The sequence below is a fragment of the Corynebacterium maris DSM 45190 genome (genome assembly GCF_000442645.1).
In the GTDB taxonomy this organism is placed as follows: domain Bacteria; phylum Actinomycetota; class Actinomycetes; order Mycobacteriales; family Mycobacteriaceae; genus Corynebacterium; species Corynebacterium maris.
In genome coordinates, this window is record NC_021915.1 from 2,466,133 (window position 1) to 2,489,154 (window position 23,022).

The 23,022-nt window shown below is 66.7% G+C and carries 22 protein-coding genes; 15 read left to right on the forward strand and 7 right to left on the reverse strand.

The genetic code is table 11. The features are described from left to right. The first annotated feature begins 260 nt into the window (after positions 1–260). Complete coding sequence (locus B841_RS11505) at positions 261–872, forward strand: hypothetical protein (protein WP_020935665.1); 612 nt, start codon at positions 261–263, stop codon at positions 870–872. A gap of 129 nt (positions 873–1,001) precedes the next feature. Then, complete coding sequence (locus B841_RS11510) at positions 1,002–1,919, forward strand: sulfite exporter TauE/SafE family protein (RefSeq protein ID WP_020935666.1); 918 nt, start codon at positions 1,002–1,004, stop codon at positions 1,917–1,919. A gap of 10 nt (positions 1,920–1,929) precedes the next feature. Here B841_RS11510 and B841_RS11515 read toward each other — a convergent pair whose 3' ends face one another. From B841_RS11515 to groL, 4 genes are all read right to left on the reverse strand, one after another. Next, positions 1,930–2,676: an enoyl-CoA hydratase gene (locus B841_RS11515; RefSeq protein ID WP_020935667.1), complete on the reverse strand. Its 747-nt coding sequence runs from the start codon at positions 2,674–2,676 to the stop codon at positions 1,930–1,932. Between the two features lie 4 nt (positions 2,677–2,680). Further along, on the reverse strand, positions 2,681–3,580 hold the full coding sequence (gene ppk2 / locus B841_RS11520) for a polyphosphate kinase 2 (RefSeq protein WP_020935668.1): 900 nt from the start codon (positions 3,578–3,580) through the stop codon (positions 2,681–2,683). A 325-nt stretch (positions 3,581–3,905) separates the two neighbouring features. After that, entirely contained in the window at positions 3,906–4,172 is a 267-nt protein-coding gene (locus B841_RS11525; RefSeq protein WP_020935669.1) for a hypothetical protein, read from the reverse strand. A gap of 438 nt (positions 4,173–4,610) precedes the next feature. Continuing rightward, a complete protein-coding gene (groL, locus tag B841_RS11530; RefSeq protein ID WP_020935670.1) occupies positions 4,611–6,248 on the reverse strand; it encodes a chaperonin GroEL in 1,638 nt (545 codons plus the stop codon). Positions 6,249–6,469: 221 nt separating this feature from the next. Between groL and B841_RS11535 the strand changes: the two genes are divergently transcribed. The 12 genes from B841_RS11535 (at position 6,470) to B841_RS13925 (ending at position 18,046) form a co-directional block, all read left to right on the forward strand. Continuing rightward, the gene (locus B841_RS11535) at positions 6,470–7,831 is read left to right on the forward strand and encodes a dipeptidase (protein WP_020935671.1); all 1,362 of its coding nucleotides are present in this window, start codon (positions 6,470–6,472) and stop codon (positions 7,829–7,831) included. A gap of 224 nt (positions 7,832–8,055) precedes the next feature. Further along, positions 8,056–8,580 carry a hypothetical protein gene (locus B841_RS11540; RefSeq protein WP_020935672.1) on the forward strand — a complete coding sequence of 175 codons (525 nt, stop codon included), beginning with the start codon at positions 8,056–8,058 and terminating at the stop codon, positions 8,578–8,580. Between the two features lie 306 nt (positions 8,581–8,886). After that, positions 8,887–11,943, forward strand: a complete 3,057-nt coding sequence (locus B841_RS11545) for a Na+/H+ antiporter subunit A (protein WP_041631891.1) — start codon at positions 8,887–8,889, stop codon at positions 11,941–11,943. Continuing rightward, on the forward strand, positions 11,944–12,438 hold the full coding sequence (locus tag B841_RS11550; protein WP_020935674.1) for a Na(+)/H(+) antiporter subunit C: 495 nt from the start codon (positions 11,944–11,946) through the stop codon (positions 12,436–12,438). Beyond that, on the forward strand, positions 12,431–14,161 hold the full coding sequence (locus tag B841_RS11555; protein ID WP_020935675.1) for a Na+/H+ antiporter subunit D: 1,731 nt from the start codon (positions 12,431–12,433) through the stop codon (positions 14,159–14,161). The genes B841_RS11550 and B841_RS11555 overlap by 8 nt, the downstream gene beginning before the upstream one ends. Beyond that, positions 14,161–14,673: a Na+/H+ antiporter subunit E gene (locus B841_RS11560; RefSeq protein ID WP_020935676.1), complete on the forward strand. Its 513-nt coding sequence runs from the start codon at positions 14,161–14,163 to the stop codon at positions 14,671–14,673. Before B841_RS11555 ends, B841_RS11560 begins: the two co-directional genes overlap by 1 nt. 1 nt (position 14,674) lies before the next feature. Then, positions 14,675–14,950 carry a monovalent cation/H+ antiporter complex subunit F gene (locus B841_RS11565; RefSeq protein WP_020935677.1) on the forward strand — a complete coding sequence of 92 codons (276 nt, stop codon included), beginning with the start codon at positions 14,675–14,677 and terminating at the stop codon, positions 14,948–14,950. Continuing rightward, a complete protein-coding gene (locus B841_RS11570; protein ID WP_020935678.1) occupies positions 14,950–15,333 on the forward strand; it encodes a monovalent cation/H(+) antiporter subunit G in 384 nt (127 codons plus the stop codon). The genes B841_RS11565 and B841_RS11570 overlap by 1 nt, the downstream gene beginning before the upstream one ends. Positions 15,334–15,395: 62 nt before the next feature. Then, the gene (locus tag B841_RS11575) at positions 15,396–15,779 is read left to right on the forward strand and encodes a hypothetical protein (RefSeq protein ID WP_245561047.1); all 384 of its coding nucleotides are present in this window, start codon (positions 15,396–15,398) and stop codon (positions 15,777–15,779) included. Between the two features lie 47 nt (positions 15,780–15,826). Further along, positions 15,827–17,164 carry an MFS transporter gene (locus B841_RS11580; RefSeq protein WP_020935680.1) on the forward strand — a complete coding sequence of 446 codons (1,338 nt, stop codon included), beginning with the start codon at positions 15,827–15,829 and terminating at the stop codon, positions 17,162–17,164. A gap of 52 nt (positions 17,165–17,216) precedes the next feature. Further along, the gene (locus B841_RS11585; RefSeq protein ID WP_020935681.1) at positions 17,217–17,645 is read left to right on the forward strand and encodes a pyridoxamine 5'-phosphate oxidase family protein; all 429 of its coding nucleotides are present in this window, start codon (positions 17,217–17,219) and stop codon (positions 17,643–17,645) included. Continuing rightward, positions 17,645–18,046: a gas vesicle protein GvpG gene (locus B841_RS13925; RefSeq protein WP_020935682.1), complete on the forward strand. Its 402-nt coding sequence runs from the start codon at positions 17,645–17,647 to the stop codon at positions 18,044–18,046. Before B841_RS11585 ends, B841_RS13925 begins: the two co-directional genes overlap by 1 nt. On the opposite strand, the gene B841_RS11595 is transcribed toward B841_RS13925, so the two are convergent. The 3 genes from B841_RS11595 to B841_RS11605 form a co-directional block, all read right to left on the reverse strand. Next, a complete protein-coding gene (locus tag B841_RS11595) occupies positions 18,043–19,656 on the reverse strand; it encodes a hydantoinase B/oxoprolinase family protein (protein ID WP_020935683.1) in 1,614 nt (537 codons plus the stop codon). The genes B841_RS13925 and B841_RS11595 overlap by 4 nt on opposite strands. An 11-nt stretch (positions 19,657–19,667) precedes the next feature. Next, positions 19,668–21,701 (reverse strand): hydantoinase/oxoprolinase family protein, encoded by a 2,034-nt coding sequence (locus B841_RS11600; protein WP_020935684.1) that lies wholly within the window; start codon positions 21,699–21,701, stop codon positions 19,668–19,670. An 84-nt stretch (positions 21,702–21,785) separates the two neighbouring features. Continuing rightward, positions 21,786–22,400, reverse strand: coding sequence for an alpha/beta fold hydrolase (locus B841_RS11605; RefSeq protein WP_020935685.1), 615 nt, complete (start codon positions 22,398–22,400; stop codon positions 21,786–21,788). Between the two features lie 89 nt (positions 22,401–22,489). Here B841_RS11605 and B841_RS11610 point away from each other — a divergent pair, with 89 nt between their 5' ends. Next, positions 22,490–22,954: a hypothetical protein gene (locus tag B841_RS11610; protein WP_156844803.1), complete on the forward strand. Its 465-nt coding sequence runs from the start codon at positions 22,490–22,492 to the stop codon at positions 22,952–22,954. The last annotated feature ends 68 nt before the right edge of the window (positions 22,955–23,022 follow it).

The window sequence follows — 23,022 nt, forward strand, 5'->3', positions numbered from 1 at the left end:
CTCCGGAGGCCTGGCTGAGCACGAGGGCGTGCGCCTTCTGCCGGCGACTGTAGATCTGGTCCGCGAGCAGAGCTGACTCGCGATCGGCGTGGACGTCGGGTCGCCGGGATAATCTCACCGTTACCCGGGAAACCCCACGGTCTTGTGGCATGTATTTATTTTCATTTACGTCTGAATCCACACTGTCCGTGACCGTATGAATTGCCCCGACTTAGTGCCCTGGCCCCACCGAGCCACGGATTTTCACCATACTGGGCGGCATGACTGATACTACGTACGGCTTTAAAATCTTCGACACCACCAAGAGCGACAAAGACGGCTCCGACGCCCCCGTCCACCACAGCGGAGACGGTTACGCCAGCCGCGACGAGGCGTGGCAGGCGATGATGACCGCCTTCCGCAATGACGACGGCTTTCCGACGGACAACGCCTTCCTCAAGGCCCTCGAAGGCGCCGGCCGCCGCAACCCCATGACCCCGACCTCCATCGGCTACTGGCACGAGGGGTCTTCCCACCGCCTGGCGGTGCTGCTCACCGAGTCCGCCAAGAGCGCGGACGCAGCCGCCGGCGAAGCCTCCGACGCGAAGGCACAGGCGGGCACCTACGGCTTCCGCATCGCGGACACCAGCACGAAGGAATCGACCGACCCAGCAGCACCCCTCTGGTACCGCGAAACCGGTTACCCGTCGAAGGACGAAGCCTGGGAGGCCATGGTCGGAGCCCTCAAGTCTGACCCGAAGTTCGCGGGGAACGCGGCAGTGAAGAAGGCCCTGGACTCCAGCAAGCGCCGCAACCCGATGACGCCGACCCGCATCGACTACCAGGACGGCGACCAATTCAAGGAGCTGACCGTCGAGGTCGTGGAGGACTAACTACCGCCCCCACTGCTCACCCTTGGGCCCCAACCACCGCATTTTCGGTGGTCGGGGCCGTACACTTATGTCCTGTCCCGACGATCCCGCCCCACTTCTGACCGCGGCGGCCCCTAGAAGGATGACTCCATGCAGTTCCCCTCTCTCCTGCTCATCGCTTTTGCGGGTTTCGCCGCGCAACTCGTCGACGGCGGTCTGGGCATGGGATTCGGCGCCACCTCCATGACGATCCTGACCACGTGGGCGATGCTCGCGCCCGCGACGGCCTCCGCGGTGGTCAACACCGCCCAGCTGGGCACCACGCTGGTGTCCGGCTTCAGTCACTGGCGGTTCGGCAACGTCAATTGGCGCATCGTCTTCACCATCGGCATACCCGGGGCGATCGCCTCGTTCGTCGGCGCGACGTTCCTGGCGAATCTCTCCCTGTCCGCGGCCACTCCCCTGACGGCGACGATTTTGGCGGGCATCGGGCTGTATCTGCTGATCCGTTTCTCCCGCGGGCAGGTGCAGCGCACCATGAACGCCACCCCGCACTCAGCCGGGCTGCTCGGCGGGTTGGGACTGGTGGGCGGGTTCATTTCCGCGACGGGCGGGGCCGGCTGGGGGCCGGTGACCACCTCTGCGTTGCTTACCGACGGCCGCATGGAACCACGTCGCGTCGTCGGCACCGTCAACACCGCTGAAGTGCTGGTGACGGTGGCCGCCGTCACGGGCTTCGTGTTCGGGCTGTGGGATGAGTTGGTGGCGAACCTGACGATCACCCTGGCGCTGCTGATCGGCGGCGTGCTCGGGGCCCCGATCGCGGCCTGGGCGGTCAGCCGCATGAACTCCACGCTGCTGGGCGGGGCCGTCGGCACGCTGCTGCTGGTGCTCAACGTGCCGAAGATCCTTCCCTACCTCGGGGTCGACGACGGCCAGTGGCTGACCGTCATTCGTGTCGTACTCCTCGTCGTCGGTCTGGTCGTCTCGATCGTGGGCGCCCGGCGGGCGAAAGCCAACCGGCAGCGGTTGCGGGAACACCCGGACATGATCACAGACCCGGCCTGAGCCGAACGGGTTATTTCCCGTGAAACTCCGGACGCCGCTTTTCTTCCCGCGCCCGGCGGGCTTCCTGCAGGTCCTCGGACCACCAGGCGTTCAGCTGCGCGGTGGCGCGATCTTCCCTGCCGAAAGGGCGCCCGGAGCTGTGGGCGAACTCCATCTTGATCTGCTTGACCGTCAGCGGCGCCTTGGATGCGCACATGTCCGCGAACATCAGCGCGGTGTTGATGTCCCCCTCCGCGACCGCGAAACCGGAGTCGACCGCCGCGGCGGCGGTCAGCCGGGCGCCGGTGAGCAACATCTGGCGAGCCCGGGCGCCGCCGACCAGCAGCTCGAGGGTGCGGATGGTGATCTCATCGAGGGCGATCCCGACGTCCACGACGGGGACATGGAAATACGCGTCTTCGGCGACGAGTCGGATGTCGCAGGCCATGGCGAGCATCGTGCCCGCCCCGATGGCCGGTCCGTTGACCGCGGCGATCACGACGATCGGCAGCGTGCGGATCGTGTCCAGCATGTTCTCCAGGGCGGGGTAGAGCTCATCCGCGAAGGCCTGCGACGTCAAATCCGCCCCGGCGCTGAACACGGTGCCGTCGCCGGTGAGCACCACGACCCGCGCGCCCTCCTCCACGGCGCCGAGCAGTGCTTCCTCGATGGCCAGGCACATGGCTGTGTCCAAGGCATTGCGCTTGGGGTGCCTGTTCAAGGTCAGCAACTGCACCAACCCCTGGTTGAGGGACTGCCTGTGCACAAGGTCTGCCACTGCCCTAATCCCCGATCTGTTCGCGGCCGCGCTTGACGATCAACGGGTCCGGTTCACCGACCACGTCGTGGTCCTTGTTGGTGTACTCGAACTTGCTCAGCACATAGCGCATTGCGTTGATGCGGGCACGTTTCTTGTCATTCGATTTGATCGTGATCCAGGGCGATTCGTCGGTGTCCGTGTAGCGGAACTGCTCCTCCTTGGCGCGGGTGTAATCGTCCCACTTGTCCAGGGACGCCAGGTCCATCGGCGAGAGTTTCCACTGCCGCACCGGGTCAATCTGACGGATGGCGAAGCGGGTGCGCTGTTCCTTCTGCGTCACGGAGAACCACAGCTTAGTCAGCGAGATGCCGGAGCCCAGCAGCATGTTCTCGAGCATGGGCACCTCACGGAGGAACTCGGCGTGCTGGGATTCGGTGCAAAAGCCCATGACGCGTTCCACACCGGAGCGGTTGTACCAGGAGCGGTCGAAGAAGATGATCTCGCCGGCCGAGGGGAAGTTCGCGATATAGCGCTGGAAGTACCACTGCGTGGCTTCCTTCGAGGTCGGCTTCTCTAGCGCGACGGTACGCGCCCCACGGGGGTTGAGGTGTTCGTTGAAGCGTTTGATCGTGCCGCCCTTGCCGGCGGCGTCCCGGCCTTCAAACAGGATGATGTGGCGCTGGCCGGTTTCTTTGGTCCAGTTCTGCCACTTCAACAGCTCGATCTGGAGGGCCCGCTTGATGTGCTCGTAGTCGGACCGGGTCATGCGCTCGTCGTACGGGTAATTCTCACGCCAGGTTTCGACGGGGGTGCCGTCCTCCTTGAGCAGCGTGGGATCATCCTCGTCCGAGTCGTCGACCACGTAACCCTCGGTCTCCGCCAGATCAAGCATCGGCAGTTCGTCATCCTTGTTTTCAGCCATACCACGGAGTTTACCGGCAGCCTCTCTTCCAAGCTTGTTAAAGGTTCTGCAGGCCCCGTTCATCAACGCCCACCCAGCCCCGCCCCATGCAGACAAAACGAACCCCGCTCGAATGAGCGGGGTTCGGGTTCCTGTGCCGAGATCATTCCGGCTGAGGGGTGTGGCTTAGAGCAGGCCGAGCAGGTCGACGATGCCGCCGGCGATGTCAGCGAGCGGGCCGAAAACATCCGCGAGAGCGGAAGACAGTTCAATGTTCATGAATGGCTCCTAATCAGAGTGGTGACGAGAAAGAGAAAGGTTCCTGGCCTCAATGGCTGGGAGGGGCTTACTCAGCGGAGGAGGAGAGGGAGGAGAGCGAGGAGCCGTCCTCGGTGTCACCCTCGGTGGGCGTGGCGTCGTCGCCTGCATCAGAATCCAGGGCGGAGGACAGGGACTCAACGATGCTCGGGCCGTCGACCGTTTCGCCATCTACCTTAACCTCGCTCGGCTCAAAGAGCTCGACGAGGCCGCCGAGGATGTCGGCTGCGGCGTCACCGAAGGTCGCGAAGTTGTCCAGTGCCTCTTGGATGAAATCGATGTCCACGAAATCCATGTGTTTTCTCCTTGAGAAAGAGCCAGACCCGCTGGCAAAAGTTTCCATTTTCGACACCCCTCTGGGCATCACAGGGAGTCATTCTGGCACACAATTGTTGTGGTGTGCGGCTTTTTCCGGAAAGTTTTTTCGGACATCGCGCCAGCGCAGAGCACCTTTTATTAATATTTGCCTGCAAAACAATCAGGCGGATAAGCGTCCACCTGCGGAAACGCCACGCGCCCGGTTAACGCAAAGTTAACTTAGGCTTACCTTTCCTTCATTTCCATTAAAGAGCACACCATTCGAGCGGGCGTGACGATCCCGCCAAACCCACCCTTTTCGGGGGTAAAAACACACTTAGCCGCAGACAGCACACCGCCCGCCGCCCGCCGTACGACTCGTACGGCGGGCGGCGGGCGGTCAGTGGACGCGTGAGCGTCAACCGGGGCGGGCGACTTACATGCCCATGCCAGCCATCTCGTCGGCGCCCGGCGCGGCGCCTGCCGGCTGCGGCTTGTCGGCGACGACAGCCTCAGTCGTCAGGAACAGCGCGGCGATGGACGCGGCGTTGGTCAGCGCGGAGCGGGTGACCTTGGCCGGGTCGTTGATGCCCGCGGCCATCATGTCGACGTACTCGCCGGTGGCAGCGTTCAGGCCTTCGCCGACCGGCAGGTTCTTGACCTTGTCGGCCACGACCCCGGCCTCCAGGCCAGCGTTGGAGGCGATCTGCTTCAGCGGGGCGGACAGGGCGGCGCGGACGATGCGCACGCCGGTGGCCTCGTCGCCGGTCAGGTCCAGGTCGTTCTCCAGGACGTTGGCCGCCTGCAGCAGGGCGACGCCGCCGCCGGCGACGATTCCCTCGTCGACGGCTGCCTTGGCGTTGCGCACGGCGTCCTCGATGCGGTGCTTGCGCTCCTTGAGCTCGACCTCGGTGGCTGCGCCGACCTTGAGGACGGCGACGCCGCCGGCCAGCTTAGCCAGGCGCTCCTGCAGCTTCTCGCGGTCGTAGTCGGAGTCGGAGGCCTCGATCTCGGCGCGGATCTGCTTGACGCGGCCGTCGATCTGCTCGGAGGTGCCGGCACCCTGGACGATGGTGGTCTCGTCCTTGGTGACGACGACCTTGCGGGCCTGGCCCAGCAGGGACAGGTCTGCGGTCTCCAGGGAGAGGCCGACCTCTTCGTCGATGACCTGGCCGCCGGTGAGGATGGCCATGTCCTGCAGCTGCGCCTTGCGGCGGTCGCCGAAGCCCGGGGCCTTGACGGCGACGGACTTAAAGGTGCCGCGGATCTTGTTGACGACCAGGGTGGACAGTGCCTCGCCCTCGAGGTCCTCGGCGATGATCAGCAGCGGCTTGCCGGACTGCATGACCTGCTCCAGAACCGGCAGGAGGTCCTTGACGTTGGAGATCTTGGAGGAGACCAGCAGGATGTACGGGTCTTCCAGGACGGCCTCCTGGCGCTCGACGTCGGTGGCGAAGTAGCCGGAGATGTAGCCCTTGTCGAAGCGCATGCCCTCGGTGACCTCGAGCTCGACGCCGAAGGTGTTGGACTCCTCGACGGTGATGACGGAGTCCTTGTTCACGGCGCCGTTGCCGACGGCGTACATGGCGCGGGCGATCTGCTTGCCGATTTCGGAGTCGGCGGCGGAGATGCCGGCGGTCTGGGCGACCTGCTCCTCGGTCTCGATGTCCTTGGCGGTGGAGAGGATCTCGGCGGAGACCTTCTCGACGGCGGCCTCGATGCCGCGCTTGATGCCCATCGGGTTGGAGCCAGCGGCGACGTTGCGCAGTCCCTCGGAGACCAGTGCCTGAGCCAGGACGGTGGCGGTGGTGGTGCCGTCACCTGCGACGTCGTCGGTCTTCTTGGCTACTTCCTTGACCAGCTCGGCGCCGATCTTCTCGTACGGGTCCTCGAGCTCGATCTCCTTGGCGATGGAGACGCCGTCGTTGGTGATGGTCGGGGCGCCCCAGGACTTCTCCAGGACGACGTTGCGGCCCTTCGGGCCTAGGGTGACCTTGACCGCGTCGGCCAGAGTGTTCAGGCCGCTTTCGAGTCCGCGGCGAGCTTCCTCATCAAAGGCGATGATTTTTGCCATGGTGGTGTAGTTCTCCTCGTTTGGTGTTTATCGGCGACGACACTCACGTCGAACCCAAGCAGGCGCCCGCGACGGCAGGGCTGGGGAGTGTGACCCAGCCTTCATCCCACTCGGCTCTCAAATTCTGGCACTCTCAACTTCAGAGTGCTAACCCCTTTTTTAGCACTCCCCTCCGCCGAGTGCAAGATTATCCGTCAGAGCGCCCGAGTAAGTTATGGGGCATGACCGACATCAACATTTCTACCCTTGTCACCGACGTCGCGGGAGACCGCGAGCGCATCTTCACTGAACTGTCCGAACTCGTCAGCTTCAATTCCGTCCACGGCGACCCCGCCCTCGTCGACCAGACGCATGCCGCCGCCGACTGGGTCCAAGACGCACTGACAAAACACGGCCTCACCGTCGAGGCCATCGACTCCTCCGACGGATCACGCACGGTCATCGGCCGCCGTGACGGCGCCGCGGAAGCGCCGACCGTCCTGCTCTACAGCCACTACGACGTCGTCCCCGCCGGCGACCACGCCGCCTGGTCCGCCGACCCGTTCACCCTCACCGAGCACGACGGCCGCTGGTACGCCCGCGGCGCCGCGGACTGCAAGGGCAACCTCGCGATGCACCTGGCGGCGCTGCGTGCCGTCGACAAGGCCGGCGGCACCGACTTAAACCTCATCGTCCTGGTCGAAGGGTCCGAGGAAAACGGCGGTGCAGGCCTGGACGACCTGCTGGCGCGGCGTCCGGAGCTTTTCGCCGCCGACGTCATCCTCATCGCCGACACCGGCAACGCCGCCGTCGGCGTGCCCACCCTGACCACCGGCCTGCGCGGCGGTGCGCAGGTGACCGTCACCGTGAACACGCTGACCGGCGCCCTGCACTCCGGCATGTTCGGCGGGGCCGCGCCGGACGCGGTCGCCGCGCTGACCCGCGCCCTGGACAGCCTGCGTGACGACGCCGGCCGCACCGTCATCGACGGCGTGGACGCCCCCGGCTCCTGGGGCGGCGCCCCCTATGATGCGGAAACCTTCCGCGCCGACGCCGGCGTCCTCGACGGCGTCGCCCTGCTCGGCGGCGGTGACGCCCCCGCCGACCTCGTGTGGGCGCGGCCGGCCGTGACGGTCACCGGCTTCACCTCCACCCCGGTCGCCGAGGCGGTCAACGCGGTGCCCGCCACCGCCAGCGCGCAGATCAACCTGCGCGTGCCCCACGGCATGGACGCCGCCGACACCGCTGACAAGCTCGCCGCCCACATCAAGGCGCACACCCCGTGGGGAGCACACGTCGAGGTGGAGATCGCCGACGTCAACGACGCCTTCGCCACCGACACCTCCCAGCCCGCCATCGCCCTGCTGGGTGAGTGCCTGACCGAGGCCTACGGCGCCGACGAACTGGCCGAGGTCGGTTCCGGCGGGTCCATCCCGCTGACCTCCGCCCTGCAGTCGGCCTACCCGAACGCGGAGATCGCACTGTTCGGCGTCGAGGAGCCACAGGCGGCGATCCACTCCCCCAACGAGTCCGTCGACCCCACCGAGATCGAACGGGTCGCCGCCGCGGAAGCGGCGTTCCTGCTGCACTACGGCCGTCGATAAGCGATTTCCCGCCGCGCCTTTGCCCGTCGGTGTGACCCGCGCTATAGTCGGGCGCATGATCACGAACGTTCTCCTCGGCCTGCAGGCACGAGTACTGGTGGCTACGCACCCCGGCGCGGCATAGGGACTGACCCCCGCGCACGGGGGAGTAGTCGTTAGAGCCACCAGCCACGAGGTCGGTCCCCTCACGCACCTCATCACGTAGATCAAAGGACCGACCGAGAATGTTCACTCCTTCCCCCTCCCTTCAGCGCACCCTTTCCACCCAGACCCGTGCCCTCGATCCGCTCGAGGGGCGTTTCGGCCCGGGGCATCGACTTCCGCTGCCGCTGCGCAAAGACCTGCCTGCCTTGGCATTAGAATTCGCGGACTGGCTCACCTTCAGCTCCCTGCTCTCCCCCACGCCGTCCTTGCGTTTGCAGCTGACGGGAGCCGAGTCGCTGCGTGGCGGTCGCTTCCGTTTTCGCGCAGAGCTCACCGATCACGCCTCCTCCGGCCGCGGCGGGGCCCACGAGATCGTCGCCACCGGCCCCGTCTCCGCCTGCACCCAGTTGCTGTCGCGGGCCGGGCGCGGCCTGGAGATCCTCACTTTCCGTCAAGTCGAGCTGCATGAGGCCACCGCGACCTTCATCTTGGCGCACCACCCGCATCACCACGAGCGCGCCAAGTGGGCCTTCGGCTTCGGCGCCACGCCGCAGGCCTCCATCGCCTCCGCCATGTCTGCGGCTGCCCACCGCATCCACGGTTAAGTGGCCGGCCCCACCCCACGGGTGTGATGTCGCTCGCCAAGGGGTGCCGCCGCGGGCGCATAGCAGCGCCTATATATAAGGTGCAGTTAGATCGGATTCCCATGGCGTGTCAGCAATCGCTAGACTGGCTTTCGTTGGCCGCGCCGCTGATGACGCCGCCTACGATTCTGGGTGTTTCTCCGCCCTTCCGCCGTCGTGAGACTCCGATGACGGGAGGCAGAAGGCGCACGCATGGTTTTGGCGTCGACATGGGCAACCGGCTCATTGACCCTGCCACATCGACGCTAATAGGGGAGTTACGGATACGTGCTTATTCTGCTTCTTATCCTCACCCTGGCGGCGCTCCTCGCACCGGTTGCCATTCGGTACCTGGGGCGCGCCGGATTTGCGCTATTGGCCTTGGTACCTGCGGCTGGATTCTTCTGGGTCCTCAGCCTCTTTCTCACCGGCGCTTTCGCCGACGGGGGCTCACTCGACGCCTCCGTGGAGTGGGTACCCGCCGCGCACCTTAACCTTGATTTCCGCCTGGATTCACTCGCGGCGCTGTTCAGCCTGATCATTCTCGGCGTAGGCGCCCTCGTGCTCCTCTACTGCTGGGGGTATTTCGACTCTAACCCGCCGCGGTTGATGAAGTTCGGCGGCGAAATGGTCGCCTTCGCCGCGGCCATGTACGGCCTGGTCATCTCCGACAATTTCCTGCTGATGTACGTGTTCTGGGAAATCACGTCGGTGCTGTCCTTCCTGCTCGTCGGCTACTACGGCGAACGCGCCTCGTCCCGGCACGCCGCCGGTCAGGCACTCATGGTCACCACCCTGGGTGGCCTGGCCATGCTCGTCGGCATCATCTTGTTCGGCCAGCAGACCGGCGTCTGGACCCTGTCCGAGATCAGCGGCATCGAGCAGCTGGCGGACACCCCGTACATTCTGCCGGCGGTCATCCTGATCCTGGCGGGCGCGCTGTCCAAGTCCGCGATCGTCCCGGCCCACTTCTGGCTGCCCGGGGCCATGGCCGCGCCGACCCCGGTGTCCGCGTACCTGCACTCCGCGGCGATGGTCAAGGCGGGCATCTACCTGGTGGCCCGCCTCGCGCCGGATTTCCACGTCGTGGAGGGCTGGCACCTGATCGTCGTGTCGCTGGGCATCTTCACCATGCTGCTCGGCGGCTGGATGGCGTTGAAACAGAAGGACCTGAAGCTGATCCTGGCCTACGGCACCGTGTCGCAGCTGGGCTTCATCATGTCGGTGATCTCCATCGGCTCCCGCGAGGCGCTGATGGCCGGCCTGGCGCTGACGTTCAGCCATTCGCTGTTCAAGGCGGCCCTGTTCATGATCGTCGGCGCCATCGACCACACCCTGGGCACCCGCGACGTCAACGAGATTTCCGGCCTGGGCAAGAAGGCTCCCTGGGTCGCCGTCCTCGGCTGGGTCGGCGCACTGTCCATGGCCGGCGTCCCGCCGCTGTGGGGCTTCGTGGCCAAGGAGGCCGCGCTGGGCGCCGTCCTCGAAGAGCCGATGCTGGCGGGCATGCCGCGCAACCTCATGCTGGTCGGCCTCGTCGTCGGCTCCATCCTGACGATGGCCTACGCGTTGCGCTTCCTCTACGGGGCGTTCGCCACCAAGCCGGCGACGCACCCCACCGGCGGCGGCACCTCGGAGGCCGTGGACAAGATGCACCCCATCGGCCCCGCCCTGTGGCTGGCCCCGGCTGTGCTGAACCTGCTGACCGTCGTCTTCGGTTTCTGGACCCACCCACTCGACCACGCCATCGGCACGCACCTGGACAACGTCACCCCGCTGCCCGCCGGCGCGGAGGACACCTACCTCGCGCTGTGGCACGGGTTCACGCTCCCGCTGCTGCTCACCGCGATCATCATCGTCGCCGGCGTCGTGATGTTCTGGCAACGCGACGTGGTGGCCAAGGCGCAGTTCGAGAAACCCGCGCTGGGTTCCGCCGACCACGGCTACGACCTGGTGCTGACCTTCTTCCGCAACATCTCGCTGCGTCTGACCGCCTCCACCCAGCGCGGCTCCCTCGGCGGCAACCTGGGGATCATTTTCTCGGTCCTCATCCTGCTGCCCGGCATCGCCCTGTTCCTGGGCGAGCGCAACGACGTCCGCATGGTGCTGTGGGATTCGCCCGGCCAGGCGATCGCCTCCGTCATCATCGTTCTCGCCGCCATCGCGGCCACGATCACCACGAACCGCCTGTCCGGCGTGATTCTCGTGGGCGTGACCGGTTACGCGCTGGCGATGCTCTTCGCCCTGCAGGGCGCCCCTGACCTGGCGCTGACCCAGACCCTGATCGAAACGGTCATCATGGTGCTGTTCATGCTGGTGCTGCGCAAGCTCCCGGCGGAGGTCGACAAGTCCCAGACCGCCAAGAACCGGCGCCTGCGCGCGTGGCTGGCGATCGCCGTCGGGCTGACCGTCAGCGTCGTCGCAATGTTCGCGATGAACGCCCGCACCGAGTCCCCGATCTCGTCCTACATGCCGGATCTGGCCTACGAGGTCAGCCACGGCGCCAACGCGGTCAACGTCATCCTCGTCGACATCCGTGCCTGGGACACCTTCGGCGAAATTTCCGTGCTGGTCATCGCCGCCACCGGCGTGGCGTCCCTGATCTACCGCACCCGCTCCTTCACCCGCGGCTCGCGGCGCCCGACGCTGAGCGTCCGCGGCCGCCGCTGGCTGGCCTCCGGCGTCGAAGGGGAAAAGGCGCAGAACCGCTCCATGATGGTGGACGTGGTCACGCGCCTGCTCTTCCCGACGATGATCGTGCTGTCCCTGTACTTCTTCTTCACGGGCCACAACGCCCCGGGCGGCGGTTTCGCCGGTGGCCTGGTCGCCGCGTTGGCCTTCACCCTGCGCTACATCGCGGGCGGCCGCGCCGAACTCGAGGAGGCCCTGCCCATCGACGCGGGCAAGATCCTGGGCACCGGCCTGATCGCCTCCCTGATCGCGGCTTTCGCGCCGATGTTCTTCGGCGCCCCGCCGTTGACGTCCTACAGCTGGGACATCGCCCTCCCGCTCGTCGGCGACGTGCATGTGCCGTCTGTGCTGCTCTTCGACGTCGGCGTCTACCTCATCGTCGTCGGCCTGATCAAACACGTCCTCGACTCCATGGGCGGACAGCTCGACCTCGAGGAGGAGGTGCGCAAGCAGCGCGCCCGCGACCGCGCCCGCTCGCTGCAGCGCGCCGCCGAACAGCGCCGCCAGTCCCAGGGCGTGACCGAAGGCCCGATGGCCTCCAGCCCCCGTGGCGCCGGCGGAGTCGCCGGCTCCTCGACCGCCACCAAGTCCAGGATCGCGGCCGCCGAAGACGCGGCGCGCGACGACGACAACCACGGAAAGGAGGAGCAGTAAATGGAAGCGAATCTCTTCCTCTTACTCGCGTCGGGCACAATGATCGCCGCCGGCGTCTACCTGGTCACTGACCGCGTGCTCACCCGAATTTTGTTGGGCATCCTGCTCATCGGAAACGGCGCCAACCTCCTCATCCTGCAGGCCGGCGGCCCCGCCGGTTCCCCGCCGGTGATGTTCCGCGACAGCGAGATATACGGGGAGGGCCAGGTCGCCGACCCGCTGGCCCAGGCCATGATCCTGACCGCGATCGTCATCGCCATGTCGCTGACCGCGTTCATCCTCGCCCTGATCTACCGCCAATACCGTTACCGCACGGTCGACGTCGTGGAGGACGACGAGGAAGACCAGGCCATCGCGGCGCGCCCCATTTCCGCTGCCGCGGCGCCGGACCACGACGCCTCCGACGACCCGGAAACCGGGCGCATGACCAGCGAAGGCGACTCCTTCGGCCCGAAGTCCTTCGAGGAGCCGGTGAAGGGAGCCCAGGATGATTGATTTCTTGCAGTCGCTCACCGACGCCCTCATCCCCTACATGCCGTACATGATCCCGACGGCGGTGTTGTTGCCGGCTCTCGCCGCGGCGCTCGCGCTGCTGTTGGGCCGCACCCCGGGAGCCCAGCGCTTCGTGGCGCTCGGCTCGCTGACCCTGCTTTCCGTGCTCAGCCTGTTGATGATCGTCATCACCGACTTGGAAGGCATCCAGACCGTCCAGATCGGTGGCTGGGACGCCCCCATCGGCATCACCCTGGTCGCCGACCGCCTGTCGACGACGATGCTGTTCGTCTCTTCCGTCGTCCTGCTCTGCGTCATGTGGTACGCCATCGCCCAAGGCGTGCGCGACGGCGGCAAGGACGAGCCGGTGGCCGTGTTCCTGCCCTCCTACATGTTGCTGAGCATGGGCGTGAACCTGTCCTTCCTGGCCGGCGACCTCTTCAACTTGTACGTCGGCTTCGAGATCTTCCTGGTGGCCTCCTACGTGCTGCTCACCCTGGGCGGCTCGCCTTCCCGCGTGCGCGCCGGCATCGGCTACGTGGTGGTCTCGATGATCTCCTCGATGATCTTCCTCTTCGCCTTGGCGATGGTCTACGCCTCCGTGGGCACCGTCAACATGGCCCAGATCGGTGAACGCATGGAAGACGTTCCCGTCGGCACCCGCGCCGCGATCTTCGGCACCCTGCTCGTCGCCTTCGGCATCAAGGCCGCGGTCGTCCCGCTGGACGCATGGCTCCCGGACGCCTATCCCACCGCACCGTCGCTGGTCACCGCGATCTTCGCGGGCCTGCTGACCAAAGTCGGCGTCTACGCCATCATCCGGATGCGCACCGCCGTGTTCACCGACGGCATCTTCGACGACCTCTTCTTATGGGTGGGGTTAGTGACCATGATCGTGGGCATCCTCGGCGCCATGGCGCAAAACGACATCAAACGATTGCTGTCGTTTACCCTGGTCAGCCACATCGGCTACATGATCATGGGCATTGGGCTGGGATCCGCGATGGGGCTGTCCGGCGCGATCTTCTACGCCGTGCACCACATCCTGGTGCAGACCGCCCTCTTCCTGGTCGTCGGCCTCATTGAGCGCCAGGCCGGCACCACCTCGCTGCGCCGCCTCGGCTCATTGATGTACACCGCCCCGCTCATCGCGGTGCTGTACTTCATCCCGGCGATCAACCTCGGCGGCATCCCGCCGTTCTCCGGCTTCATCGGCAAGATCATCCTGCTCGAGGCCGCCGCAGAAAAGGGCGCCTGGTTGGCGTGGGTGCTCGTCGCCGGCGCCGTGATCACCTCCCTGCTGACCCTGTACGTGATGGTGCTGGTCTGGTCGAAGGCGTTCTGGCGCGACCGCAAGGACGCCCCCGAAGGCGAAATCGCCACTGCGCGTCCGGCGCCGTTGGCCGACGTCACCGATGAAGTCAACATCAAGGACCGCAAGGACGTGGGCAGGCTGCCCTTCGGCATGGTCGCCTCCACCACGACGCTGATCCTGGCGAGCGTGTCCATCACCGTCCTGGCCGGGCCGATCTCCAGCATCACCTCCCGCGCCGCCGAAAGCGCCCAAGACGCGAACGTGTACCGCACCGCGGTGCTCGGCGAAAACTGGGAGGACGACCCGGGTCGCACGATCGACCAGGAACGTCTCGACGACGGCTCCGACCGTCTCGACGAACGCGAGCACCTGATGTCCGAGTCCACGTCGGGCAACGAGGAGGACCGCTAATGCTCTGGCAAAAATTCACTGCCCGCTTCCACCCCATGTACCTGATCTGGATCGTGGTGCTGTGGTGCCTGATGATGGGCGAGTTCAACTGGCCCAACCTCGTCGGCGGACTGCTCATCGGCCTGCTGGTCATCTTCGCCCTGCCGCTGCCGGCGATGCCCACCCGCGGCGTCAACGTCAGCTGGCTGCGTCTGCTGGCCTTCATCGGCATCTGGCTCAAGGACCTGGCCTTCGCGTCGGTGAAGGTCTCCTGGTTGGCGCTGCGGCCCGCCGCGCCGCCGAAGACCGCCATCCTCAAAGTCCCCATGCGCGTGTCCAACGAGTTCGTCCTATACTTCGCCACCTGCGCCTATAACCTGCAGCCGGGCGGTTCAGTCTCCGACATCGACATCGCGAACCGCATCTGGACCATTCACGTCCTCGACGCCGACGACGAAGACGACATCGAACGCGAAATCCAGAACGTGCTCGACCTGGAACGCCGCATGATCAAGATTTTCGAAGGAGTCTGACGTGAACGACACACTCTATACCTCGTTTCTCCTGGTGGCGGCGGTTTTCCTCGCGCTGGGGTTTCTCATCATGACCTTCCGCATCCTGGTGGGCCCGAACTCGCTGGACCGGATGATCGGCCTCGACGGGTTCATCGCGATGCTCCAGTGCGCCTTGGCCGTCTACATCTGCTGGACGCTGGACACCACCATCGCCAACGCCATGTTGGTCATCGCCTTGCTCGGGTTCATCTCCTCGATCTCGGTCGCGCGCTTCCGCAAGAGGGACGGTAACTAATGAACTGGATACTCATCGCAGACGTCATTTCGCTGGTCTTCATCCTGGCCGGCTCGATCTTCGTCTTCTCCGCCGCCGTCGGCGTCACCCGTTTCAAGGACACCATGTCCGGCATCCACGCGATCACCAAACCACAGACGACCGGTCTGTTGTTGGTGGTCACCGGCACGATCATCCGGATCGTCGGTTCCGAGGATTTCTCGGTCGCCGAGCGCGGCGACCTCGGCATCTTGGTCTTGCTCATCCTTTTCGCGTTGATGACCAGCCCGGTCACCGCACAGCGCCTGGGCCGCGTGTCTCGGCGTGAAGCCCTTTACGGGGCGAAGGAGGACATGTCGCGCAACGACGCTCCGGCGGAGCGTCGCGCCCGCACCCGCCGCTAGCCCCACGCACCCCTGCGAATGCCCCGCCTGCAGGCGGGGCATTTTCACTGGGTGGCCGTGGCATGCTGGGACGCATGGAGTCGGCTCTCGCAGGTCCCGTGACCCTGTTGTTTTCCGTGGCGCTCATCGCGGTGGTGAGTATCTCCGTCACCCGGGGCGCGGCCGCCGGGCGCCTGCCGCGGGGTGGCGGGGCGGGCATACTGACCCACCGCACACAAGCCTCCGACAAAGCGTGGCGGGCGGCCCACACGGCCGCTCTTCCCCTGGTCAACCGCACAGGCTGGGTGGCCGCCGGCGCCGTCGCCGCCGCGATCATCGCGCAGACGCTCCTCGGCGGCATGTGGGGCATGGCGGCGGCAGGGGCCGGCATGGCGCTCGAAATCGGGATCCTCCTGGCGGCTGCGCGCCGCGCCGACCGGGCAGCCCGCGCCGCTGAGGGCCCCTAGCCGGCGAACGTCCAGCGAGGCGCCTCCGCCCCGGCTACTGTGAGCGCATGACCACCGCTTCTTCCGGGACAAGCGCGCAGCGCACCGACCGGGGCACCGTGGTGTCCTGGGGATTGTGGGACTGGGGTTCCGCCGCGCTCAATGCGGTGCTGATCACCTTCATCTTCTCCGTCTATCTGACGGATTCCGTCGGTCAGAACCTCGACGACTCCGTCACCGTCCTCGGCGTGGAGATCTCCGCCACCCCGGCGCAGTGGTACGGCTGGGCGATGGGCGCCGCGGGCTTGGCCATCGCGCTGATCGCCCCCGTGATGGGACAGCGTGCCGACGTCCGCGGCGCCCGCCGCCGTTCCGTGGGGGTGTGGACCGGTGTCACGGTGGCGTTGATGGCGCTGCTGGCGTTGATCAGAAACGACGACCAGGTGTATTTCTGGTTGGGCATCGGCATTCTGGCGGCCGCGTCGGTGACTTTTGAATTCGCCGAGGTCAACTACTTCGCCATGCTCAAGCAGATCTCGACGCGGGACACCGTGGGTAAGGTCTCCGGGTTCGGCTGGGCCATGGGGTATTTCGGCGGCATCGTGTTGTTGCTGGCCTGCTACGTCGGTTTCGTCGCCGGGGAGGGAGAGACCCGGGGCGCGCTGAATCTGCCGGTGGCCGGGGGACTGAACATCCGCCTGGTCGCGTTGTTCGCCGCAGTCTGGTTTTTCGTCTTCGCCCTGCCCGTGCTCTTTCGGGTGCCGGAGATCGCGCCCAGCGGACAGGCCCGGACCGGGTTCCTCGACTCTTACCGCACGTTGATCCGGGATGTCCGCACGTTGTGGCGCGTGGACCGGAACTCGGTGTTTTTCCTGTTGTCCTCCGCCGTCTATCGCGACGGCCTGGCCGGGGTGTTCACCTTCGGGGCGATCCTGGCGGTCAGCGTCTACGGGCTCGACGCCGGCGACGTGCTGCTCTTCGGCGTGGCGGCGAACGTGTTCAGCGCGCTCGGTGCCCTGGCCGGCGGATGGTTCGACGACAAAGTCGGACCCAAGCCGGTGATCGTGTTCTCGTTGACAGCGATGGTCGCCACGGCCGTCGCTCTCTTCGTCGTCGACGGGCCGGCGATGTTCTGGATCTTCGGGCTGATCCTGTGCCTGTTCGTCGGCCCGGCGCAATCCGCGTCGCGCAGCTTCTTGTCCCGGATCAGCCCCGCGGGCCGGGACGGGCAGCTCTTCGGCCTGTATGTCACCACGGGCCGGGCCGTGAGCTGGCTGACCCCGTTGATGTTCGGCTGGTTCGTGGGCGTGTTCGGCGACGACCGGGCGGGGATCATCGGCATCGGCCTGGTGCTGCTCGTAGGCGGAGCGTTGTTGCTCGGGGTGCGACGCCCGGACCCGTCCTAGAAACGTGTCCGAAGTCTCCATAACTTAGAGCGATTAATGAGATAATGGAGCCATGAGCACCCACAACGATTACACCGAGTCCCTGTCCACCGAGGCCGCCCTCGAGCGGCTGTCCACCAAGACGCTCGGCCGCCTGGTCGTGCGCAGCGGGGAAGACATCGAGCTGTTCCCGTTGAACTACACCGTCCACGACGGCAAGATCTTCTTCCGCACCGCGGAGGGAACGAAGCTCTTCAACCTCGCCTTCCACAAGGACGTCCTCTTTGAGGCCGACGACGCCGACCTGGATGAAAGCTCCGCCTGGTCGGTCATCGTCAAGGGCGAGGCCCGCATCCTGACGTCCCATTCCGAGGTGTTGGCCGCGGAGGACCTGCCCTTGAAGCCGTGGACGCCGTCGCTGAAGTACAACTTCGTGGAGATCACCCCGCGGGAAGTGTCCGGCCGCGTGTTCCTCCTAGGCGAGGAACCGCAGCGCTTCTGATGGCCCCCGCGGATGACCCCGATATCCGCCGCTACCTCGCAGAACTACAAGAGGCGGTCGGGCGCGGCGAAATCGACACGGAGGACTTCGACGCCCTCGCCGAGGCCGCCCTCACTCGTGCCGAACGGGGCGAGCCCGTTCGCCCGCCGACGACGGGCCCTGCCCCTCCCCGGAGCCCGCGCCGCCGGGGCGCCCGCCCGACCCGCAACCCGCGCGCCCGCCGCATCCTGACGGGTTTCCTCATCTTCTGGGCCGCGGCGTTCCTCCTCAACGTCACGGTGCTGGCGGTGTTGTCCGTCTCTGCCGGGGCCGTCTACTTCTGGCCGCTGGGCATCGGGTTTCCGGGCACGCTGTTGCTGATCGTGTGGCTGATCGTCGGTTTCGACCGGCCCGAAACCTAGTTTCCGGCCGAGCCGTACCCGCCGCCGCCCGCGGTCTGGATAGACACGCTGTCGCCTTCGCCCAGGGTGAAGTGGCTCATCGACGCCCGTTCCTCCTCGACGCCGTCGGCCCCGCGCCGGAGGACGCGGGCGGGGGCGCCGTCGTGGCCGCCGTCCAGTCCCCACGGGGCGGTGGTCACCCGCGAGGTGCCGGCGACGACGGCGGCCTGCCCGCGGGTCAGCGTCAGCCGCCGGAGGAGGGCGTCGCCGCCGCGGTGGCGTCCCTCGCCGCCGGTGCCGCGGGCGATTTCATAGGCGTCGACACGCAGCGGGTATTCGCGTTCGATGACCTCGCATGGGGTGTTGCGCGTGTTCGTCATGTGGGTGTGCGTGGCGGAGGCGCCGGGGCCGCTCGCCGCGGCGCCCTGCCCGCCGCCGTAGGTTTCCACGTACGAGTAATAGGTTCCGTCACGTGGGTCGACGCCGCCGACGGTGACCATGCTCATGGAGCCGGAGGAAGCCGCCGGGACGACGCCGTCGGTGAATTTTTCGAAGGCCCCGTAAATGGCGTCGACGATGCGCTGAGAAGTCTGGATGTTGCCGTGTGCCACCGCCCCCGGGAACTGCACGTGCACCAGGCTGCCCGGCCGGGTCTTCACGGTGATCGGCGCCATCAGCCCCGCGTTCGACGGCAACGTCGGGTCGGTCAGCGTCTTGATCACGTACGCCACGCACGCCTCGGAGACGGCGAAGGAGCAGTTGACGGCGCCGGCGACCTGGTCGGCGGTCTCGGTCAGGTCGATGTGTAATTCCTCGCCGTCGACGGTGACGGTCGCGGTGATCGGGATCTTCTCTTCCTCGACGCCGTTGTGCTCGAGGTAGTCGGTGAAGGTGCCGGCGCCGTCGGGGAGTTCGGCGATGGCGGCGCGGGTACGTCGTTCCGCATACGAAATCAGCGAGCGGCCGGCGCGGGCGTAGCCGTCGGTCCCCCATTCGTCGAGAAGCTCCAACAGGCGTCGCTCCCCCAGCCGGTTCGCCGCGACCTGCGCCATGAGGTCGCCGCGGGTTTTATCGGCGGTGCGGATGTTCATCATCAGCAGCGCCAGCACCTCGCGTTGTAATTCGCCTTCGGCGTACAGGCGCATGGTGGGGATGCGCACGCCCTCCTGGAAAATTTCCTGCGAGTGGCCGGCCATGGAGCCGGGCGTCATGCCGCCGACGTCGACGTGGTGGGCGATGTTCGCCACCACCGCGACCAGCTCTTCTCCCCGGAACACGGGCGTGATCACGCAGATGTCCGGCAGGTGCGGCCCGCCCAGGTAGGGGTTGTTGGTCATCAGCACGTCGCCGGGGCGCAAGTTCTCGGCGCCGTATTCGGCGAGCGCGTTGCGGATGACCGTGGGCATCAGCCCCAGGTGCAGGGGGATGTGCTCGGCTTGGGCGAGGAGCTCGCCGTCCGGGGCGTAGATGCCGGCCGAGCAGTCGCGGCGGTCTTTGATGTTCGGCGAGTAGGAGGTGCGGATCAAAGCGGTGCCCACCTCTTCCGCGATGGACGCCAGTCGATTGCGGGCGATCTCCAGCTCGACGGCGTTGAGCTCGTCGGAATTCTTGTGATTCGTCTGCTTCGTCATTGCTTTATCCCTTACTTCTTCCGCGGCGTCAGGTGCAGGAAACCGTGGGCGTCGCACCGGCAGTCCTGGTCCGGGCGGACGTAGGTGGTGGTGTCGAATTGGTTGAGGATCGCCGGTCCCGCGATCGTGGAATTCGGCGGCAGCGCCGCGCGGTCATACAGCGGGACGTCCAGCCACCGTCCGTCGACGTAGACGTCGCGGCGGCCGGTGGGCTCGGGTTCTGGGCCGCTGCCTTCGTGCAGCTCCTGCGGGGCGTCGTCGTGCCCGATGACGGCGATCAGGCGCACGACGATGATTTCCATGGCCGCGTCCTCGTCGCGGAATCCGTAGCGTCGCTCATGTGCGGCGTGGAAGGACTCGAGCTGGGCGTCGAAATCGTCCAGGAAGGGGATGGTCAGCTCGTAGCTCTGGCCGACGTAGCGGGCGTCGACCAGGTACTCGCCCTCGAAGTCTGCGGTGCCCATCTCCTCCTCTGCGCGCTGTTCCAACCGTCGATATTCGGCGGGCAAGTCGCCCAGGCCGGTGCCGGCGTCGGCGTGCACGGGGGCGGCGAAGTCATGGCGTACGGGCGCATCCAGCATGCCGACGGCCGAGGCGATGCCCGGATGCGGCGGAATGACCACCGAGCGCATCCCCAGTTCGTGGGCCAGGTCGGCGCCGTGCAGCGGGCCGGCGCCGCCGAAGGCCATGAGGTGGCAGGAACGCACGTCGATGCCGCGCTCGACGCTGACTTTGCGGATGCCGCGGGCCATCGTGGCGGTGATGACCTTGATGATGCCTTCCGCGGTCTCCTGCGGGTCCAGCCCCATCTCCTCGCCCCGGGAGGCGATCTGCCGGTTCACCGTCTCGACGTCCAGAGTGAACTCCCCGCCGAGCAGTTCCGTGCCCAGCCGGCCGAGCGCCACATGCGCGTCGGTGACGGTCAGCTCGGTGCCGCCGCGGCGGTACGCGATGGGCCCGGGGTCGGCGCCCGCGCTGTGCGGGCCGACGCGCAGGCTGCCGCCGGAGTCGCGCCAGGCGATCGAGCCGCCGCCCGCCCCGATGGTGTGCAGGTCGATGCTCGGCAAGCGCAGCGGCATCGAGTCGATCTCGCCGGTGGTGGTTTCGTCCGGTTCGCCGCCGCGGATCAAGGCGATGTCCGTGCTCGTGCCGCCGATGTCGAAGCTGACCACGTTGTCCAGCTCCAGGTGACGTGCCCACCGGCTCGCGCCGGCGACGCCGCCGGCCAGTCCGGAGAGCACCGTGCGCGCGCTGTGCTCGCTGGCGGTGACCGGGTTGAGCAGGCCGCCGTTGGACTGCATGATCCACAGCTGCGAGGGGATCTGCATCTGCTCGATCCGCTCTTCCAGCCGCCCCATGTAGCCGGCGACCTTAGGCTGGACGTAGGCGTTGATCGCGGCGGTGGAGGTGCGGTCATATTCACGCATCTCTGCGGAAATGGAGGTGGCCGCCACGACGATCGGAGCGACGTTTTCCCGGCGCAGGATCTCCACGGCCCGGCGTTCGTGCTCGTCGTTTGAGTAGGCGTTGATGAAGGAGACCACGAGAGAATCCAGGCCCAACGCACGGAGTTCCTCGGCGACCTGCTTCAGTTGTCCCTCATCCAGCGCGGCGATGACGTCGCCGCCCGAGCCGACGCGTTCGTCGACCTCCACGATCGCGTCGTCGCCGATCAGCGGCTGCGCGCGGTGGACGGTGTTGTCGTAGAGCGAGGGGCGGGCCTGATGCGCGATGGCGAGCACGTCGCGGAAACCGCGGGTGGTGACCAGCCCGACGCGGGCGCCGTCGCGGGTGAGCACGGTGTTGGTGGCCACGGTGGTGCCGTGGACCAGCCGGGTGACGTCCGCCGGGTCGCCGTCTTGTCGGCGGAGCGCCTCCGTGACGCCTTCGATCACTGCGTCGTCCGGCGCGTCCGGGGTGGAGGCCACCTTCCACACGGCGAGGCCGCCGCCGGGCAGGCGGATGCCGATGTCGGTGAAGGTGCCGCCGGTGTCGGCCGCGATATGCAGGTCGGATCCGGATTCGGTGTGGGGGTCGGGGGTCACAGGCGCTCCTGAGTCGAGGGGTCGTGATTACATGTCTTCGACGGTATCTGAAATCAGTCGGCGCCCGGGGGAGTTTTGCGCCCCCTACCGCCCCTGGTCGAGGAACTGGAAGACCTCGGAACTGAACCGGTCCGGGTCGTCTTCGTACCAGGCGCCGGAGACGTCCTCGATGACGCGCACCGTGGCCTGCGGCATCCGCTCGGCGGTCTGGGAGACTTGTTCGGCGACCTGTTTCTCCTGGGTGGACAGCAGCAGCGTCGGAGCGGTGATCTCCGCCAGCGCGGCGGCGGGCTCATGGACGGGGCCTTCTGCGAGGCGGGCGAGCATCTCGTGTTTGTCCATCCCCCGGCGCTTGAGCAGGAAACCGGGCACCCACTTCAGGGCGCGGGCCATGGCCTGGGTGCGCTCCGGATCGACGTGCAACAGCGGGGAGGCCAGCACCAGGGAATTCACGCGGTGCGGCTGCCGCGCCGCCAACAGGACGGCGGCGGGCGCGCCGGTGCCGAAGGCCACCAACGCGACGTCGCGGAGTTCGTTGCGGTCGAGCAGCTTTTCGACGTCCGCGAACTGGGAGCCCAGGTCGCCCGTGGACACGTTCGGCAACCAGGGTGTGACGCCCGGCGGCAGGGCGTTGACCACGCCGACCCAGGAGTCGGGTTGGGTGCCGGCGGGGTGGAGGAAAACGACGTTACGGGTCATGTCCCCCATTGTAGAAAGCTATAGAAACGTTATCGAACCTCAACCTCTTAGTGTCCCACTAAATAAATACGACGACTAAGTTAAAACAAATGACATTGTCGAAGATGAGGTGGCGCGGTCTGGGCGCCATCGCCGCCGCAGCCCTCATCCTCGGCACGACTCCAGCCGCCGGGGCCGCCATCATCACGGAGGACGACGGCGCCTGCACCCTCACGGCCACGTCTTCGGAACGCCCCTTCATCACCGCGAACCTGCCCGGCGCGCAAGCGGTCCCCGTCGCCGAGGGAGTCTTGCAGTATGAGGTCAGCGTCGCCGACGTGCCGGCGATGAAGGCCAGGGTGGCGCATGATGAGCGGGAGGTGCGTTCCACTAATCTGCGTTTCCTGCTCAACCAGTGCTCCGCCGGCCGTTCGGGCGCGGCGTCCCTCGAACCGGACCAGTCGGGCGGGGCCGTGCCGGGGGCTGAGGCGTCGACCGCAGCGTTGAGCGCCACCGTAACGTTGGATTCCGTGATTTTTGGCCCGTTGCCGACGGCCATCGACGTCCTGAAGTAGCCCACCTCGACGCGCCAGAGGCGCCCGGCGGGTGCTCTCCGCCGATGAAGTTGTGAATGTCCCGAACC